Genomic DNA, 16,829 nt, shown 5'->3' with positions numbered 1-16,829 from the left:
GGGGCTTATCCCCGGCAAGTCAAGCAACTGAGGCCGGCCGGCAGGTGATTGATTACACATCATTTTTCGACATGAAAGAATCCGGCGGCGGGCTTGCATTCCGGCATCGCCCCAGACATTATTCAACCGCCCAGTTGACCATTCCCCGTCCGGAACCCCATGCCCAGCCCCGCCCCCGACCGTCTGGACCTGATCTTCGCGGCCCTCGCCGACCCGACGCGGCGGCGGGTGCTGTCGATGCTGCTCGAGGATGACATGGCGGTCAGCGACGTGGCCCAGCCCTTTCAGATGAGCCTCGCGGCCATCTCGAAACATCTGGGTGTGCTGGCCGCCGCAGGGCTGATCCGGCAGGAACGGCGCGGCCGGATCACCTGGTGCAAGCTGGACCCCGAAGGGATGCGCGCGGCCTCGGTCTGGATGCAGGGCTTCGGGCAGTTCGATCCGGTCGATCTGGACGATTTCGAGCGTTTCCTGGAAACCGAGCTGCAGGCATGGACCGAGGAATGAGCCGCCGTCCCGACATCCTCTGTATCGGCGCGATGCTGTGGGACGTGATCGGGCGCGCGCCGCGACGGATGGCGCCGGGGGCCGATGTGCCCGGCCGCATCCGCCATCTGCCCGGCGGCGTGGCGCTGAACGTGGCGGTGGCGCTGGCCCGCTGGGGGCTGGCGCCCGCGGTGCTGTCGGCGGTTGGCCGGGATCCCGAAGGCTGCGCGCTGGTGGACGAGGCCAGACGGCTGGGCGTGCTGACGGACTGGCTTTCGCGCGACACCGGCCTGCCGACCGATTGCTATATGGGCATCGAGGACAGTCAGGGCCTGATCGCCGCCATCGCCGATGCGCATGGCCTCGAAGCCGCCGGCGCCGCGATCCTGTCGCCGCTGGCAGCCGATCTTGCCGGCTGGAGCGGCCCGGTGGTGCTGGACGGCAACCTGACCGAGGATCTCCTGGCCGAGATCGCCCGCGACCCGCGCCTGTCGGGGGCCGATCTGCGCGTCGTCCCTGCCAGCCCCGGCAAGGCCGAGCGGCTGGAGCCGCTGATCGCCGCGCGCCGCGGCAGCTTCTATCTCAACCGGCTGGAGGCCGAGATCCTCGCCGGCCGGACCTGCCCCGACGCCGCCACCGCGGCCGAGGCGGTGGTCGCGCGCGGTGCCGCGCGGGTTCTGGTGACCGATGGCCCGCATCCGGCCGCCGAAGCCATCGTCAACGGCCCGACCCTGACCGCGGCCCCGCCCTCTGTTGCCGTCGCCCGCGTCACCGGTGCGGGCGACTGCTTTCTGGCCGCGCATCTGGCGGCCGAACTGGCCCGTCAGCCCCGCGAGGCGGCGCTGCGACGCGCCGTCGATGCCGCCGGCGCGCATGTTTCCGGAAAGGACGTTCCATGAGTGAAGCCCCGCTGACCTTCTCGCCCGAGGTGGCCGAGGCCCTGGCAGACCGCCGACCCGTCGTCGCGCTGGAATCGACGATCATCACCCATGGCATGCCCTGGCCGCAGAACCTGGACATGGCGCGCGAGGTCGAGGCGGTCATCCGCACGGCCGGCGCGACACCCGCGACCATCGCGGTCATGGGCGGCCAGATCCATATCGGCCTGACCGACACGACGCTGACCGCCCTGGCCCGGACCCCGCCCGATCAGGCCATGAAGCTGAGCCGCGCCGATCTGGCGGTCTGCCTCGCCACCGGCCGCACCGGCGCGACCACGGTTGCCGCGACGATGATCTGCGCCGATCTGGCCGGGATCCGGGTCTTTGCCACCGGCGGCATCGGCGGCGTGCATCGCGGCGCCGAACTCAGCTTCGATGTCTCGGCCGACCTGCAGGAACTGGCGCAGACGCCGGTGACGGTCGTCGCGGCGGGCGCCAAGGCGATTCTCGATCTGCCGAAGACATGGGAGGTCTTGGAAACGCTTGGCGTGCCGGTGATCGCCTATGGCCAGGACGAACTGCCCGCCTTCTGGTCGCGCCGCTCGGGCATCCCTGCCCCCCTGCGCATGGACAGCCCGGCCGAGATCGCCGCCGCCGCCGCCATGCGCGCCCGCCTCGGCCTGAAGGGTGGCCAGCTGGTCGCCAACCCGATCCCGGCCGAGGCCGAAATCACGCAGAGCGAGATCCTGCCGGTGATCCTGAAGGCGCTGGACGAGGCCGAGACCCAGGGCGTCGCCGCCAAATCGGTGACCCCGTTCCTGCTGCAGCGCATTTTCGAACTGACGGATGGCCGCTCGCTCGGCTCGAATATCGCCCTCGTTCTGAACAATGCGCGATTGGCGGCGGAAATCGCCATCGAAATGGCGAAACCGGCTTGACCGCGACGGGGTTTGCGCTGTTCCAATCCGCCCATGCGCGTGCCTGACCCTTCTCCGCTGCACTTGCAGCCCCGCAGCAAGCCGGGGCTGCTGGCGCGGCTGCGCTCAAGCTTTCTCGCCGGGCTGGTCGTCATCGCGCCGATCGGCATCACCGTCTGGATGATCTGGACCCTGACCGGCTGGATGGACAGTTGGGTGCTGCCATTGATCCCGGCCCGCTGGCGACCCGAGCAGTATATCGGCATCGACCTGCGCGGCCTCGGCGTGCTGGTGTTCTTGCTGTTCACGGTGCTGATCGGCTGGATGGCCAAGGGATATGTCGGCCGGTCGTTCCTGCGCATGGGCGAGCAACTGGTGAACCGGATGCCGATCGTGCGCTCGATCTATGGCGCGCTGAAACAGATCGCCGAGACGATCCTGTCGCAGGACGAGGCCCGTTTCGACCGCGCCTGCCTGATCGAATATCCGCGCAAGGGCCTGTGGGGCGTGGGCTTCGTCGCCGGCCCCGCACGGGGCGAACTGGTCGAGCGCACCCGGCAGGATCTGATCGCCGTCTTCGTGCCGACCACGCCGAACCCGACCTCGGGCTTCCTGATCTATGTGCCGGCAAGCGACGTGACCTTCCTCGACATGAGCGTCGAGGACGCGGCCAAGCTGGTGATCTCGGCCGGGCTGGTCTATCCGACGACGCCCGAGCCCCGGAACAGTTCCGGCAAGTCGACCGTGTCCTGAACGTTCAGCGCATCCGCATGCGCATCAAGGAACCTGTCGGCGGCACCCTGCCCGGCCTCCTTCATGCGCGCCAGCAGCCCCGGCGGCGGCATCATCTTCGACCGCGCGTTCAGGTCGTTCATCAAGGTGTCGTCAAGGATCATGTGCATCAGCGGGTTCTTCATCTCCCGGTGCTGCAGCCTGTCTTCGCCATGCAGTTTCTTGACGAAATTGATCGCCCTGAGTTCCGACATCAGCGAACTGTTGAAGCTGACCTCGTTCACCCGATCCGAGATCCCCGCCGGCGTGCGCGGCACCCCGTCGCGGATCAGCGGATTGATGTTCACGATCACGATGTCACGCGGCAGATGCGGGGCAAAAAGCGGAAACAGCGCCGGATTGCCCGTGAACCCCCCGTCCCAGAACGCCTCGATCCTGCCGGTGTCGGGGTCTGCGATCTCGACCGCCTGGAACAGCGTCGGCAGGCAGGCCGAGGCCAGCACCGCATCGACGGTGACGGCGGCGCGGGTAAACACCCGGATGCGCCCGGTGCGGACATTGGTCGCCGCCACGAACAGCGCCGGGCCGCGATCGTTGCCGAAATCCGGATAGGGCAGCTGCCGCAGAACCGAGCCCAGCGGATTGACGTAGAAGGGACCGTAATCGTAAGGGCTGAACAGCCTGCTCAGCCCGTCCAGCCAGGCAGCGGGCGAGAACATCTCGGTCCAGCGTTGCCAGCCGCGCGGCATCGGCAGCAGCGAATGCATCCAGCACACCATGCGGTTGTCGGACAACTGGCTGATCTCGGACCACAGCCAGTCCAGATTCTCGCGCGCCAGCCTGCGCCCGGCCGCACCCGACTGCCGCGACAGCCCGGCCTTCAGCGCCGCCCCGTTCAGCGCCCCGGCCGAGGTGCCGCTGATCGCGGCGATGTCCAGCCAGTGTTCGTCCAGCAGCCGGTCCAGCACCCCCCAAGAGAACGCGCCATGGGCGCCGCCGCCCTGCAAGGCGAGATTGATGGTCTTTTCCTGCATGTCCGGCCCCTGCGTCCATTTCGCACATGCGGCATAGTACAGACCGAAGGTCACGCCGCAAGTGTTGCACGATGCTGCGCGCGTTGCCGCGCGGGGCCTCAGCAATAGGCCTGCGGGCCTCGCGACATCGCCTCGCCATAGCGCGCGCCATGGGCCCAGCCCGGCGGCAGGAGGCGGCCGATCTCGTCCTGTTGCTCGGGGCTGAGCCGGATCGCCGCGCCGCGCGCGTTCTCCCGCATATGCGCGATGCTGCGCGATCCGGGCAGCGCGATCACATGATCTCCGCGGGCCAGGACCCAGGCGATGGCGACCGAGGCCGGGCTTTCGCGATGATCGCGGGCGAACTCGGCAAACCGGTGCAGATGACGCAGGTTGTGCGGCCAGTTCTCGGGCGAAAAGCGCGGCATCCCCGCCCTGAGGTCCCTGTCTCCGAAGCCGGCCGGATCGGGCGCCTCGGCGCCGAAGACCCCGCGCCCGACCGGCGAGAACGCGACCAGGGCTGCGCCCTCGCGCGCGCAGGCCTGCAGGATCCCCAGTTCCGGCTGGCGCGACCACAGCGAATATTCCGACTGCACCGCCGCCACCGGCCCCACCGCTAGCGCCCGTTCCAGCGTCGAGGGGGCGATTTCGGACAGGCCGATGGCGCCGATCTTGCCCTCGTCGCGGAAACGCATCAGCGTCTGCATCACCTCTTCGATGGGCCGCGCGACCTCGTGCCGGTGCAGGTAATAGAGGTCGATGTGATCGACCCCCATGCGGCGCAGCGAGGCCTCCAGCGCCTGCCGCATATGATCGGCAGAATTGTCGAACGGGCGCTGCGGATCGCGGGTGATGCCGCATTTGCTGGCCAGCGTGATCCGGCCGCGATGGTCCTTCAGAAAGCGGGCCAGCAACTCCTCGGCCCGGCCCATGCCGTAGACATTGGAGGTATCGATATGGTCGATCCCGATCTCGAGGCATTCGGCCATGCAGCGCAGGCTTTCATCCGGGTCGGCCTCGCCATAGGTGCCGACGAAATTCATCGTTCCCAATGCCACCGCGCCCACCATCGGGCCATGTGCGCCAAGCCGTCGTTTCTGCATTCTCTGCCCCCGTCATCCTGGCCCGATCCTGCCCCGCCCTGACCGGCGGCCGCAAGACCATGCGGCAGGCTCCCGTCCGGCTTGCCCGGACGTTCGATATGACACCGATTGCGACACTGATCGGCGCGGCGACGACACCGGCAAAAGGCCGGAGGCCCGGCCCTGGGGCCGGCGCGAGGGCGTGCGGCTCAGTCCTCGGCCTGCGCCTCGGCCCGGCTCTTGCCGGCCACGTCCAGCGCCAGCGTGGCCGCCATGAAGGCATCCAGATCGCCGTCCAGAACGCCCTGCGTGTCGCTGGTTTCCTCGCCCGTGCGCAGATCCTTCACCATCTGGTAGGGCTGCAGCACATAGGACCGGATCTGGTTGCCCCAGCCGGCATCGCCCTTGGCGGCGTGCTGGGCGTTGATCTCGGCGTTCCGCTTATCCAGTTCCATCTGGTAGAGGCGCGATTTCAGCGCGGCCATGGCGTTGGCGCGGTTCTGGTGCTGCGATTTCTCGGAACTGGTCACGACGATGCCGGTCGGCAGGTGGGTGATCCGCACCGCCGAGTCGGTCGTGTTCACGTGCTGCCCGCCCGCACCGGACGAGCGATAGGTGTCGATGCGGATCTCATTGTCGGGAATGGTGATCTCGATATTCTCGTCCACCACCGGATAGACCCAGATGCTGCTGAAACTGGTATGGCGCCGCGCGGCGCTGTCATAGGGCGAGATGCGCACCAGACGGTGAACGCCGCTTTCCGATTTCAGCCAGCCATAGGCATTATGGCCACTGATCTTGTAGGCGGCGCTGCGGATCCCCGCCTCCTCGCCCGCCGATTCCGCGATCAGTTCGACATCATAGCCCTTCTTCTCGGCCCAGCGCACATACATCCGCGCCAGCATCGAGGCCCAGTCGCAGCTTTCCGTCCCACCCGCGCCGGCATTGATCTCGAGGAAGGTGTCATTGCCATCCGCCTCGCCGTTCAGCAGCGCCTCAAGCTCTTTCTGCGCGGCAAGTTCGGCCAGCGATTTCAGGTTGGCCTCGGCCTCGGCGACCAGATCCTGATCGCCTTCCTCCTCGGCCAGTTCGACCATCTCGGCATTGGCGGCCAGATCACCATCGATCCGGCGATAGGTCTCGATCGCATCCGACAGGGCCTGCCGCTCGCGCATCAGTTTCTGCGCGCGGGCCGCGTCGGACCACAGATCGCCCGCCTCGATCATCGCGTTCATTTCCTCCAGGCGATGCGGCGCGGTCTGCCAGTCCATCCGCTGTCCCAGCAGGGTCAGCGACTTGCGGATGGCTTCGATGGTCGACTGCGTCTCGGCGCGCATGGGCGGGCTCCTCGGAAATCAGAGGCGACAGATAGCCTGCCGGAAGGGCGCGAACAAGAGTTTCCCCCGCAAACACGCGCCGCCGCCCTCGGACCCGGACCCATCGCCCCCGTGCTTTTCTGTTTTCCGATGGTGGTCTTCATCATATCATTATCCGCGGTTTATCCCCCCGGATATGGAAAGAGTTTGCGATGGCTGACGTTTCGGACCCCTCCGATAAACCTGAAGAAACAAGCATTCCAGAAACACCTGAAAAACCAAGGCGAGAATCCACGCCACATCCGTCCTTCAGCGAGGAATTCGGAAACGCGCTGGAATATGCCTGGGGGCCGGTGCTGATCTCGGTCCTGTTCTCGGCCGCGCTGGCCCTGCCGGATGCCTCGCATGAAGCGCTGATGTCCGTGGCCGAAAACGCCATGCGCCCGCCGGTCGGCAGCGTGGCCGCGCTTTTTACCCTGATTGCCTTCTTCTTCCTGCCGCCGACCCTTCACCTGTCCACGAAATACGCCCTCGAAACTCCGCGCCATTTCCAGAAGCACAATGCGCAGGTCGAGCGTGTCCTGCTGACCTGGGTGGGGCGGCTGCCGCTTCTGGCGGCTTCGGTGGCGATCCTGCGGGTTCTGTTCGGCGAGGACCATATCAGCCTCGGGGCCACGGCGTTCCTGATCCTGCTGCTGGTGCTGAGCCTGTCCCTGACCCTTTCCGGCATCTGGGTCTTCCTGCCCGAAAAAACCCGCAATCGGCTGGCCGGGGCCGTCTCACGGGGAAGGGTCTCAGCAGCGTCCCAGCCGTCCGATCCCGCAGGCCCGATCACGCGACGGCTCGCCGCCCTTTATGGCCTTCAGCGCCGAGTAGGCATCGACTACCGACCGCATGCGCTTGCCGCCTGTGCCGTGATCCTGGTGCTGCTAGCGATTTTCCCGCTCTGGTCGGTCTGGCTGGGGCCGGTGGCGGTCGCGATCATCTTCGTTTCGGTCGCGGCACAATGCCTCGCCTTCCTGACCCGCCAGTCCGTTCGGCTGAGCTATGGCCAGATCCCGCTGATCCTTGTGGTCATGGGGCTGGTCATGGCGGGAACCGGCCGGCCGGGCAGCATTGCCTTTCTGATTCTCGCGGCTCTCTACGGCCTCGCGGTCTTCATCCACCCGGCAAGGGCCTCATGGCCCGAGCGGATCACCGCCGCGATGATCCTTGCGCTGGCGATCGGCCTGACCGCCTGGGGGTACAAGCGCCAGGACCGCTGCCCGGTGCTGGCGGGGTGCTATCTGGTAGAGACCGCGCCCCCGGAAACCGCCCCCGCAGCGATGGCGGACGCCTATCCGGTGTGGCTGGCGCAGCGCGCGGCCGAGGCCCCCGTGCGGCTGATCGCGGCCGAGGGCGGCGGGCTGTTCTCGGCCTATTACACCGCGCTCTATCTGGCCAAGCGGGCCGATGCGGAAGGCCCGGATTTTACCGATTCCATCTTCGCCATCAGCGGCGTATCGGGCGGCTCGGTCGGGGCGGCGGCCTTCTGGGCGATCCGTGCCTCGGGCGCCTGCGAGGACGCGCCGCGTGGCGACGACTGCCATCAGCGTATCGCCCGCGCCATTCTGGGCCGCGACTATCTCAGCCCGGTTCTGGCGCGCCTGTTCACCACCGATCTCGCGGATACGATCCTGCCCTTCTCGTCGGTAACGGACGGGGCGCGGCTCGACCGCGCCCGGCAGCTTGAACTGGCGCTGACCGGGCACAGCGTGGCCGCCGCCGGCGACGGCGCCATGGCCCTTGCCCGGCCGCTGGCGGCAAGCTGGACACCCGAGGCGCGGCTGCCGGCGCTGTTTCTCAATACGACGCGGGTGGCGGCGGGTGACCGGGTGATCCTGTCGCCCTTCACGGACCTCTCGCCCGACGAGTCCAGCGGCGGCATCGACGGCCCGGCGATCGAGGTCGCGACCGCTGCCTTCATGTCCGCGCGCTTTCCGATCGTCACCGCCGCCGCGCGGGTCGCCACCGGGACCGGCATCCAGCAGATCGTGGACGGCGGCTATTTCGACAATTCCGGCATCGAGACGATCCACGACATCCTGAACATCATCCGCCCCGCCACCCCGAACCCGGTCGAGGTGATCGTCCTGACGACCGAGGATCCCGCCACCGCGTCAGGCGATACAAGCCGCCTCAAGGGCACCTTCGGCACGCCGCTTTCCGCCTTTCTCGGCGCCTGGCATTCCCGCATGGTCCTGTCGCAGCGCAGAACCAGCGCAGCCTTCGAGGATCAGGGCGACGGGACCGGCCGGACGACCACCATCACCCCTTTCGCATTGCGGCTTCGGGATCTGAACTACACGGTCAGCTGGTATCTCGACCGCAATTCCTTCTGCCGGATCGAAGCCAACCTCAACACGGATCTGGAACCCGTCCTCGCAGAGGCCGATCCGGCGGTGCTGACGCGCCCTGCAAATTGCGGCGACTGATCCGGCGATCGGCTCAGTAGAGCCCGCCCGAGGACATGGTGCCGAAATCGGTCTTTTTCGGGATCACCTTCTTGCGGCCGGTCGAGGTGGTGATCGAGGTCGCCCCCGCCCCGCCGCCGGCCTCCCATGGCAGGATCACCTTCTCGTCGCCGAAGCCCGAGATGATGACCGGCGACATCCAGTCGGGATCGCTGCCGTCGCGGAAATATTCGGCCACGACATTGTCCCCCGACGCGCCGTCGGGCAGCCGCTGGCCGGTAAAGCGGTCGATCTTCACCCAGTGCCCGCCCGGCGGCACCGCGAAGGCGCTGCCGCCATATTCGCGCACCGCCTCGCGCATGAAGGCGTTGAAGACCGGCACGCACAGCGTCCCGCCATAGGCGTTGCTGCCCAGCGTGCGCGGCTGGTCGTAACCCAGATAGCAGCCGGCGACGATATTGCTGGTAAACCCGATGAACCAGACATCCTTGGCGTCATTGGTGGTGCCGGTCTTGCCGGCGACCGGCACCGGCAGACTGACCCCCTTGCCCGAGCCGCGCTGGACCACGCCCTCCAGCATCGAGGTCAGCTGATAGGCGGTGACGGCATCCATCACCCGCTCGCGGTTGCTGGCGATCACCGGTCCCTGCCCCGCCGGCAGCGCCTGCATGCCGCAGGTCTCGCAGACCCGCTTGTCATGGCGATAGACGGTGCGGCCGCGGCGGTCCTGCACCCGGTCGACCAGCGTCGGTTCCACCCGCTCGCCGCCATTGGCGAACATCGCATAGGCCGCGACCATCTTGAACAGCGTGGTTTCCTGCGCCCCGAGGGCATTGGCCAGAAACGGCTTCAGGTCGTCATAGACGCCGAATTTCTCGGCATATTCGGCCACCCGCTCCATGCCGATATCCTGGGCCACGCGGATCGTCATCAGGTTGCGCGACTGCTCGATCCCGGTGCGCAGCGGCGAGGGGCCATAGGTGCGCCCGCTGGCGTTCTTCGGCTCCCACATGCCGTAGGGTGTGTTGATGCGGATCGCCTCGTCCACGACGATGGTGGCCGGGGTATAGTTGTTGTCCAGCGCGGCGGCATAGACGAAGGGCTTGAAGCTGGAACCCGGCTGCCGCTGCGCCTGCGTGGCCCGGTTGAAGACCGAGGACTGATAGCTGAAGCCACCCTGCATCGCCATGACCCGGCCGGTATTGACATCCATGGCCATGAAGCCGCCCTGCACCTCGGGCACCTGCCGCAGGGTCCAGCGGACGAAGCTGCCGTCGCCGTCGCTGGTCATGGCCCGCACCAGCACCACATCGCCGACCGAGACCAGATCGCCCGCGACCTGCGCCTTGGCCTCCAGCCGCCGAGTCTCGCGGTTCAGCTTGCGCGCCCATTGCACGTCCCGGGCCGGGATCCAGTGGCCGTCGGCATCCTCCTCGATGCCCTCGATGCCGATGCGCGCATCCGACTGGCCGAGTTCCAGCACCACCGCCGGATACCAGCCGGGAATGTCGCGCGGCACCTCGGCCTCGAACAGCGCCCCGCGCCAGCCGGCCTCGTTGCCCAGCTGCTCGGGCGCGATGGTCTCGCCGGTGCCGCGCCAGACGCCACGGCCCCGGTCATAGCTTTCCAGCGCCTCGCGCAGCGCGTCCGCCGCCGCCGATTGCAGTTTCGGCTCGACCGTGGCGCGGATGGTCAGCCCGCCGCCGAAAAACTCCTCCTGCCCGAATTCGCGGCTCAGCTGGCGCCGGATCTCGTCGGTGAAATAGTCGCGCGGCGGCATCTGGCTGCCGGCCGAGGGATAGTCGCCGTTCTGTACCGATTTCAGCGGCAGCCTGGCTTCCGCCTCGTAGGTGGCCTGATCGATATAGCCGTTCTGCCACATCTCGCGCAGCACATAGTTGCGCCGCTCGGTCACCCGTTCCTTGGCGCGGACCGGGTGATAGCGGCCGGGCGCCTGCGGCATGGCGGCCAGCATCGCCGCCTCGTGCGGGGCCAGTTCCGCCAGCGACTTGTTGAAATAGACCTGCGCCGCGGCCGCGACCCCAAAGCTGTTCTGACCGAGGAAAATCTCGTTCAGGTAAAGTTCAAGGATCTGCTCCTTGCTCAGCGTGCGTTCCAGCCGCGAGGCGAGGATCAGTTCCTTCACCTTGCGCTCGACGCTGCGGTCGCTGGACAGCAGGAAGTTCTTCATCACCTGCTGGGTGATGGTCGAGGCCCCGCGCACGGTCGAGCCGCCGGTCTGCACCGCCTGATAGGCCGCACCGATGATGCCGCGAACGTCATAGCCCGGATGGATGAAGAAGTTCTTGTCCTCGGCGCTGATGAAGGCCTCCTTCACCAGATCGGGGATCTCTTCGCTGGGCACGAAGATGCGGCGCTCCTCGGCGAATTCGTCGATCAGCATGCCCTCGCCGGAATAGATGCGGCTGATGGTCTTGGGCGAATACTGGGCCAGCGTCTCGTGGCTGGGCAGATCGCGCGAATAGACCCAGAAGATGCCGCCCAGCGTCAGCGCCGCAAAGAACGCCGCCGTCACGATCCAGGAAAAGATCGAACCGAAAAATGACAGGATGCTGCGCAGCACGTCCGAACGCCTTTCAATCATCTGCTTCGTCTATAAACGCGGCCCGAACGAGGGTCAAAACAACACTGGCCGATCACGGGCCTGTGTGGCGGCTCAGCGCCGCAGCATCGTCGCCCGCACGGCCTCGTCCCGCGCCCAGCCGGTGACCGATTCGACCAGCACCTGCACCATCCTTGCGCGCCACAGCGGATCACCCAGATTGGCCCGGTCCTGATCGTCCGAGATGAAGCCCAGTTCCAGCAGGGCAGAGGGCATGTCGGGGGACTTCAGCACCGAGAACGCCGCGTCCTGCACCGGCCGCCCATGCAGCCCGATCCCCATCAGCGCCATGCGCGAGGTCAGGAAGCGGGCGAAATTCTCGGATCTCGGCTGGGTGTCGGTGCGGACGAAATCCATCAGGGCTGCGGCCAGGGCATCGTCCTCGCCCGCCAGATCGATGCCGGCCAGCAGATCGTCGCGGTCATGCCGCAGCGCCAGTTGCTGCGCCGCCCGGCCGTCCGAATCCGGATCCCACAGATAGATCGTTGCCCCCGCAGCCTGCCCCGTGGGCAATGCGTCGGCATGCAGGGACAGGAACAGTTGTGCCCCGGCCTCGCGCGCCAGGGTCATGCGATCCTCCAGCCGGACGAAACTGTCATCATCGCGGGTCATGACGACGCTGACGCCCCGCGCCTCCAGCGCCGTGCGCAATTCCTGCGCGAAGGTCAGGACCAGATCGGCCTCGGTCTGCCCGTCCGACTGCGCGCCCGGATCAAAGCCGCCATGGCCCGGGTCCAGCGCCACCACCAATCCCTCGCGCGACCCGGATTCGGGAAACTGGACCGGGCTCGGCAGATCGCGCAGGGCCGTCGCCGCACTGGGACGGGGATAGAAATCGGCGGTTCCGACGGGCCGCAGGGCCACGGTGATCCGCGATTGCGGATCGCCGGTGCGCTGCCCGGCGCTGGCCACGCGATAGGGGCCCGGCAGTTCGACCACGATCCGCGACCAGCCGCGCTGGAACCGCCCCCAGCGGATCGCGGGCACCAGATCGGCGCCGGGCAGGTCCTCGGGCCGGGTGCCGGACAGGTCGGCCCCCTTCAGATCGACGACCAGCCGGATCGGATCGGCCACCAGATAGGCGCGATAGGCCACCGGGCGGCTCAGCGTCAGTTGCAGTTCCAGCGGCGGCGGCCCCCACCAGCCGCGCCCGGTCCTGGTCAGCGACGAGGACCCCGGCTCAAGCCGCGCCACCTCCTGCGCCGGCGCGGCCGACACCGTCAGGCAAAGCGCAAGGATCAGCGCCAGCCACCTCATCGCGCCGCCATGAACTCCGCCAGCCGCCGCAGCCCCTCGGCGATATCGGCGGTCGCGCGGGCATAGCTGAACCGCAAGGTCCGTGCCCCCCGCTCGGGGTCGAAATCCAGCCCCGGCGTCACCGCGACCCCGGCCTTCGCCAGAATCTCCTCGGCAAAGGCCAACGAATCCCCGGTCAGATCCGAAACATCGGCATAGATGTAGAAGGCCCCTTCGGGCGGGGCGATCCGGGTGAAGCCCGCCTTTGGCAGCCCCTCCAGCATCAATTGCCGGTTCCGGGCATAGACGGCCAGATTTGCCTCGGCCTCGTCGATGCAGTCCAGCGCCGCCAGCGCGGCCACCTGACTGGCATGGGGCGGGCAGATGAACATGTTCTGCGCCAGACGCTCGACCGTGCGCAGATGTGTCTCGGGCACCACCATCCAGCCAACCCGCCAGCCGGTCATGGAAAAGTATTTGCTGAAAGAGTTTATGACGAAAACATCATCCGTCACTTCAAGCGCGGAATGGCACCGGTCGCCATAGGAAAGGCCGTGATAGATCTCGTCCGAGATCACCGCCATGCCCTTGTCCCGGGCGGCTTCGTTCAATGCCCGCAACTCGTCCAGCCGCAGCACCGTCCCCGACGGGTTGCCCGGCGAGGCCAGGATCAGCCCCTGCGCGTCATCCGGCAGCGCCTCGGGGCGCGGCTGATAGCGATCTTCGGGCCGGGTCGGAATCCCGACCGGCTCAAGCGACATCGCCCGCAGGATCTGACGGTAGCTGGGATAGCCCGGATAGCCCATGGCCACCCGGTCGCCGGCATCGAACAGCGCCGAGAAGGCCAGGATGAAGGCGCCGCTGCTGCCCGGCGTGACCACCACGCGCGCCGGATCCAGATCGACCCCGTACCAGCGCCGGTAAAGCCCGGCGATCCCCTGCCGCAGCCGCAGCAGCCCCAGGGCGACGGTGTATCCCAGAGGCTGCGACAGCGACCTTGCCAGCGCCTCACGGGCGCCCGCGGGTGCGGGCGTGCCGGGCTGGCCCACCTCCATATGGATGATGTGGCGGCCTTCGGCCTCGGCACGGGCCGCCGCCTCCATCACATCCATGACGATGAACGGATCAACCTGTCCGCGGGCGGATTGTCGCATGGCTCGGGCCTCGTCTGGTCGTTTTTTCCCGTCTTATCGCGCGGCCCCGCCGGACTCTAGCCTTTTGCGGCTTTCACGCAGCCGTGTTGCAGGCTTTCTTGCCAAGAACGCCCGGCCGGGCCAAGCTGCGGGCCGACCCATGCACGAGGATTTCGATGAAACGCCTGATCGCCGCGCTGCTTCTGACCGCGACACCTGTCCTTGCCTTCGACATCTCGGCCATGACGGACAAGGAAAAGGCCGCCTTCGGCGAGGCCGTGCGCGAATACCTGATGGCCAATCCCGAGGTGTTGATCGAATCGATCAACGTGCTGGAAGAACGCCGCGCCGTCGAGGCCGCGAAATCCGATCTGGAACTGGTCGCCGCCAATCGCGCAGCGATCTTCGAGGATGGCTACAGCTGGGTCGGCGGCAACCCGGACGGCGACCTGACCATGGTCGAGTTCATCGACTATCGTTGCGGCGTCTGCCGCCGCTTCGACGACGAAATCTACAGCATTCTCGAGGATGACGGAAATATCCGCCTGATCCTGAAGGAATTTCCTATCCTCGGTGAAGACAGCGAAAACTCGGCCCGCTTCGCCATTGCCGTCAAGGAAATCGGCGGGGACGAGGCCTATGCAAAAGCCCATGGCGAGTTGATCACCCTGCGCGGCCCGGCCACGATCGAGGCGCTGACGAAGATCGCCGGCACGATCGGCGTCGATGCCGACGAGGTCGTCAATACGATGAACACCGAATCCGTCAGTGCCATCCTGCGCGAGAACCGCCAGCTTGCCGAACGCATGGGCATCGCCGGCACACCGAGTTTCGTGATTGGCGAGGAACTGCTGCGCGGCGTGCCGGCCGCCGGCCTGACTGCGACGGTCAAGGAAATCCGCGAGGGGCTTTCGGGCGAGGGCTGATCGCGCCGAACGGCGCCCACTGCGGAAGCCAGCCGCCGCCCTGCTGGACTTGCCTTGTTTCGTTCCCTTGCCGCGCGAGGGAAGGTGCAATCCGCTGCCGATCAGGCGCTGCACCCTGCGACGCGATGCCTCCGGCGCCTCGGCCCGAAGGTTTTTGGCGATAGGTTTCCGTTCATTCTGCATTGAATTTGCAGTGCAATTTTCTGAATCGTTCTGAATCTTCGCTCGATGGGCGGCGGGGCGGTTTTCGCAACCGCGTCGGCAGTGATAGAATCGATCACACCGATGAGGGCAAGCATATGTCGATGAAAGTCGATACGCTGACGACCGACGCCTCGGGTGCCGAAGAACTGTCGATCGGACGCGTGCGTTTCCTGCGCGACACCCGCCAGCTTCTCGATCAGGCGGGCAACCCGGTTCTGCTGGGCGATCAGGCCGGGCGGGTTCTGGCCGTTCTGGCCGAACGCCCGAATATGGTGGTCAGCAAGGATGACCTGCTGAGCGGCGCCTGGGGCGACATCCACGTCACCGAGAACAACCTGTCGCAATGCGTGCGCCAGATCAGATCGGCGATCGGAGACAGGGACGGCTCCACCCTGTTGACCGTGCCCAAGCGCGGCTACAGGCTGGTCCCGAACGACCGCCAAGCGACGGCGCCAGAACCTCGGCGCGCAGGCCGGTCATGGCGGATGCGTCTGGCCGCGATGGCCGCCCTGGTCGTCGCCGCGATATTCTTGGCCGTGGGCCTGAAAGACCGTGACATGGCGGGTATCCCTCCTGCGACGGCTGCCTCCGCTCCGTCGCTCGTCGTGCTGCCGTTTCAGGACATGACCGGAGATGCGCGGTGGCAGCGGCTTGGAAACGGCCTCGCGGTCGGACTTTCGGGCGAATTTGCCCGGCATCGCGAACTGAGGGTCGGCGCGGCGGCATCGCTTGAGGAAGCCGGGAAGCCGTCATTCTCGCCCGCGGAGGCCGCAGATCGCTATGGCATGCGGATGATTCTGGACGGAACCATATTGGCCCAGGACGACCGGATTCGGCTGACCGCGCGGCTTACCGACAGCGAACGCGGGCAGGTGGTCTGGACCCGGAGCTGGGATGGTTCGGTCGGCGACATCTTTGCCTGGCAGGATGAAATCTACGAACGCATCGTCTCGATCATCGCCGCGGAATGGACCGGTGTCCTGTCGCAAGAGACGCTGTCACGCGGCAGGGCGCAACCGACCGACAGTATCGACGCCTATGAACTCTACCTGCTTGGCAGCGCCGAAAAGCACCTCTTTACCCCGGAAAGCATGAAGCGGGCCGAAGACTACCTGAAAAGGGCGCTTGCCATGGATCCGCAATTCGCCAAGGCATGGGCGTCGCTCGACATCACCTATCTCTACCTTGGCGATTACGCGCAGACCGAGGAGGAAAAGCAGCGATATTACGAGGCCTCCAGTCAGGCCAAGATCCGCGCCTATGAGGCCGACCCGAACGATCCCTATGTGCTGATCCGGTATTCAAGCTATCTGGCAAGCCAGCAGCAGCAGGACCGCGCTACCGACCTGTTGCGAAGGGCGGTCGAGGCCGCGCCGAGCGATGCCGACATCCTGGCCCATGCCACATTCGGGGCGGCCTGGCGCGGTGTCACCGGCCCCGAACCCGTCGGCTGGATCGAGAAGGCACTTTCCCTGACCCCTGACCCGCCGGGATGGTATATCGGCGCCCTGGGTTTCGCCCTGTTCCACGATCAGCGCTTCGAGGAGGCGCTGGGGGCCTTCGACCGCGCCCCGGACATGTCCGATGTCCTGGTCTTCAAGGCGGCGACCGAAGCCCTGACCGGCGACATTGACGCGGCACGCGAAACCGTGGCCGAGGTCAGGCGACTGGCACCTTCCCTGACGGCCGCGGATCTGGGCCCCAACAAGGGACAGACCATCGGCCCTTCCTGGGAGGCCTATTTCGAGGGCACCCGGCTGGCGGGGCTGCCGGGTTCTTCCGAAAACTGATCGCCCCGGAACCCGGCCCGCGGGATGGCTCCGGCCG

Annotated in this window: 13 protein-coding genes; 7 read left to right on the top strand and 6 right to left on the bottom strand. The window is 66.9% G+C overall.

The features are described from left to right. The first annotated feature begins 159 nt into the window (after nucleotides 1-159). Genes KNW02_RS04710 through KNW02_RS04695 form a run of 4 tightly spaced genes read left to right on the top strand, consistent with a single transcriptional unit; the run spans nucleotide 160 to nucleotide 3,037 of the window. Nucleotides 160-507, top strand: coding sequence for an ArsR/SmtB family transcription factor (locus tag KNW02_RS04710; RefSeq protein ID WP_216032119.1), 348 nt, complete (start codon nucleotides 160-162; stop codon nucleotides 505-507). Next, a complete protein-coding gene (locus KNW02_RS04705) occupies nucleotides 504-1,385 on the top strand; it encodes a PfkB family carbohydrate kinase (protein ID WP_216032118.1) in 882 nt (293 codons plus the stop codon). The genes KNW02_RS04710 and KNW02_RS04705 overlap by 4 nt, the downstream gene beginning before the upstream one ends. Continuing rightward, nucleotides 1,382-2,305 (top strand): pseudouridine-5'-phosphate glycosidase, encoded by a 924-nt coding sequence (locus tag KNW02_RS04700; RefSeq protein ID WP_216032117.1) that lies wholly within the window; start codon nucleotides 1,382-1,384, stop codon nucleotides 2,303-2,305. The genes KNW02_RS04705 and KNW02_RS04700 overlap by 4 nt, the downstream gene beginning before the upstream one ends. Nucleotides 2,306-2,338: 33 nt before the next feature. Continuing rightward, nucleotides 2,339-3,037 (top strand): DUF502 domain-containing protein, encoded by a 699-nt coding sequence (locus KNW02_RS04695; protein WP_216032116.1) that lies wholly within the window; start codon nucleotides 2,339-2,341, stop codon nucleotides 3,035-3,037. Here the strand turns inward: KNW02_RS04695 and KNW02_RS04690 are convergent. The 3 genes from KNW02_RS04690 to prfB form a co-directional block, all read right to left on the bottom strand. Then, nucleotides 2,983-4,050, bottom strand: coding sequence for a patatin-like phospholipase family protein (locus KNW02_RS04690; protein ID WP_216032115.1), 1,068 nt, complete (start codon nucleotides 4,048-4,050; stop codon nucleotides 2,983-2,985). The genes KNW02_RS04695 and KNW02_RS04690 overlap by 55 nt on opposite strands. 98 nt (nucleotides 4,051-4,148) lie before the next feature. Further along, complete coding sequence (locus KNW02_RS04685) at nucleotides 4,149-5,132, bottom strand: aldo/keto reductase (RefSeq protein WP_216032114.1); 984 nt, start codon at nucleotides 5,130-5,132, stop codon at nucleotides 4,149-4,151. Nucleotides 5,133-5,320: 188 nt separating this feature from the next. After that, entirely contained in the window at nucleotides 5,321-6,448 is a 1,128-nt protein-coding gene (gene prfB, locus KNW02_RS04680) for a peptide chain release factor 2 (RefSeq protein WP_216032113.1), read from the bottom strand. A 191-nt stretch (nucleotides 6,449-6,639) separates the two neighbouring features. Between prfB and KNW02_RS04675 the strand changes: the two genes are divergently transcribed. After that, nucleotides 6,640-8,901, top strand: coding sequence for a hypothetical protein (locus KNW02_RS04675; RefSeq protein ID WP_216032112.1), 2,262 nt, complete (start codon nucleotides 6,640-6,642; stop codon nucleotides 8,899-8,901). A gap of 13 nt (nucleotides 8,902-8,914) precedes the next feature. Here the strand turns inward: KNW02_RS04675 and KNW02_RS04670 are convergent, their stop codons facing one another. The 3 genes from KNW02_RS04670 to KNW02_RS04660 all read right to left on the bottom strand — a co-directional run bounded on the left by KNW02_RS04670 (nucleotide 8,915) and on the right by KNW02_RS04660 (nucleotide 13,893). After that, the gene (locus KNW02_RS04670) at nucleotides 8,915-11,464 is read right to left on the bottom strand and encodes a penicillin-binding protein 1A (protein ID WP_216032212.1); all 2,550 of its coding nucleotides are present in this window, start codon (nucleotides 11,462-11,464) and stop codon (nucleotides 8,915-8,917) included. 93 nt (nucleotides 11,465-11,557) lie between these two features. Further along, nucleotides 11,558-12,760: an N-acetylmuramoyl-L-alanine amidase gene (locus KNW02_RS04665; RefSeq protein WP_216032111.1), complete on the bottom strand. Its 1,203-nt coding sequence runs from the start codon at nucleotides 12,758-12,760 to the stop codon at nucleotides 11,558-11,560. Continuing rightward, a complete protein-coding gene (locus KNW02_RS04660) occupies nucleotides 12,757-13,893 on the bottom strand; it encodes a pyridoxal phosphate-dependent aminotransferase (RefSeq protein WP_216032110.1) in 1,137 nt (378 codons plus the stop codon). Before KNW02_RS04660 ends, KNW02_RS04665 begins: the two co-directional genes overlap by 4 nt. A 155-nt stretch (nucleotides 13,894-14,048) precedes the next feature. Between KNW02_RS04660 and KNW02_RS04655 the strand changes: the two genes are divergently transcribed. Together KNW02_RS04655 and KNW02_RS04650 are read left to right on the top strand one after the other, a co-directional pair. After that, entirely contained in the window at nucleotides 14,049-14,798 is a 750-nt protein-coding gene (locus tag KNW02_RS04655; protein WP_216032109.1) for a DsbA family protein, read from the top strand. A 299-nt stretch (nucleotides 14,799-15,097) separates the two neighbouring features. Further along, nucleotides 15,098-16,792, top strand: coding sequence for a winged helix-turn-helix domain-containing tetratricopeptide repeat protein (locus KNW02_RS04650; protein ID WP_216032108.1), 1,695 nt, complete (start codon nucleotides 15,098-15,100; stop codon nucleotides 16,790-16,792). The last annotated feature ends 37 nt before the right edge of the window (nucleotides 16,793-16,829 follow it).

It is taken from the genome of Paracoccus marinaquae, from assembly GCF_018860165.1.
In the GTDB taxonomy this organism is placed as follows: Bacteria; Pseudomonadota; Alphaproteobacteria; order Rhodobacterales; family Rhodobacteraceae; genus Paracoccus; species Paracoccus marinaquae.
Note: the sequence above shows the minus strand (reverse complement) of the source record. Positions and strands in the feature narration are given on the sequence as shown.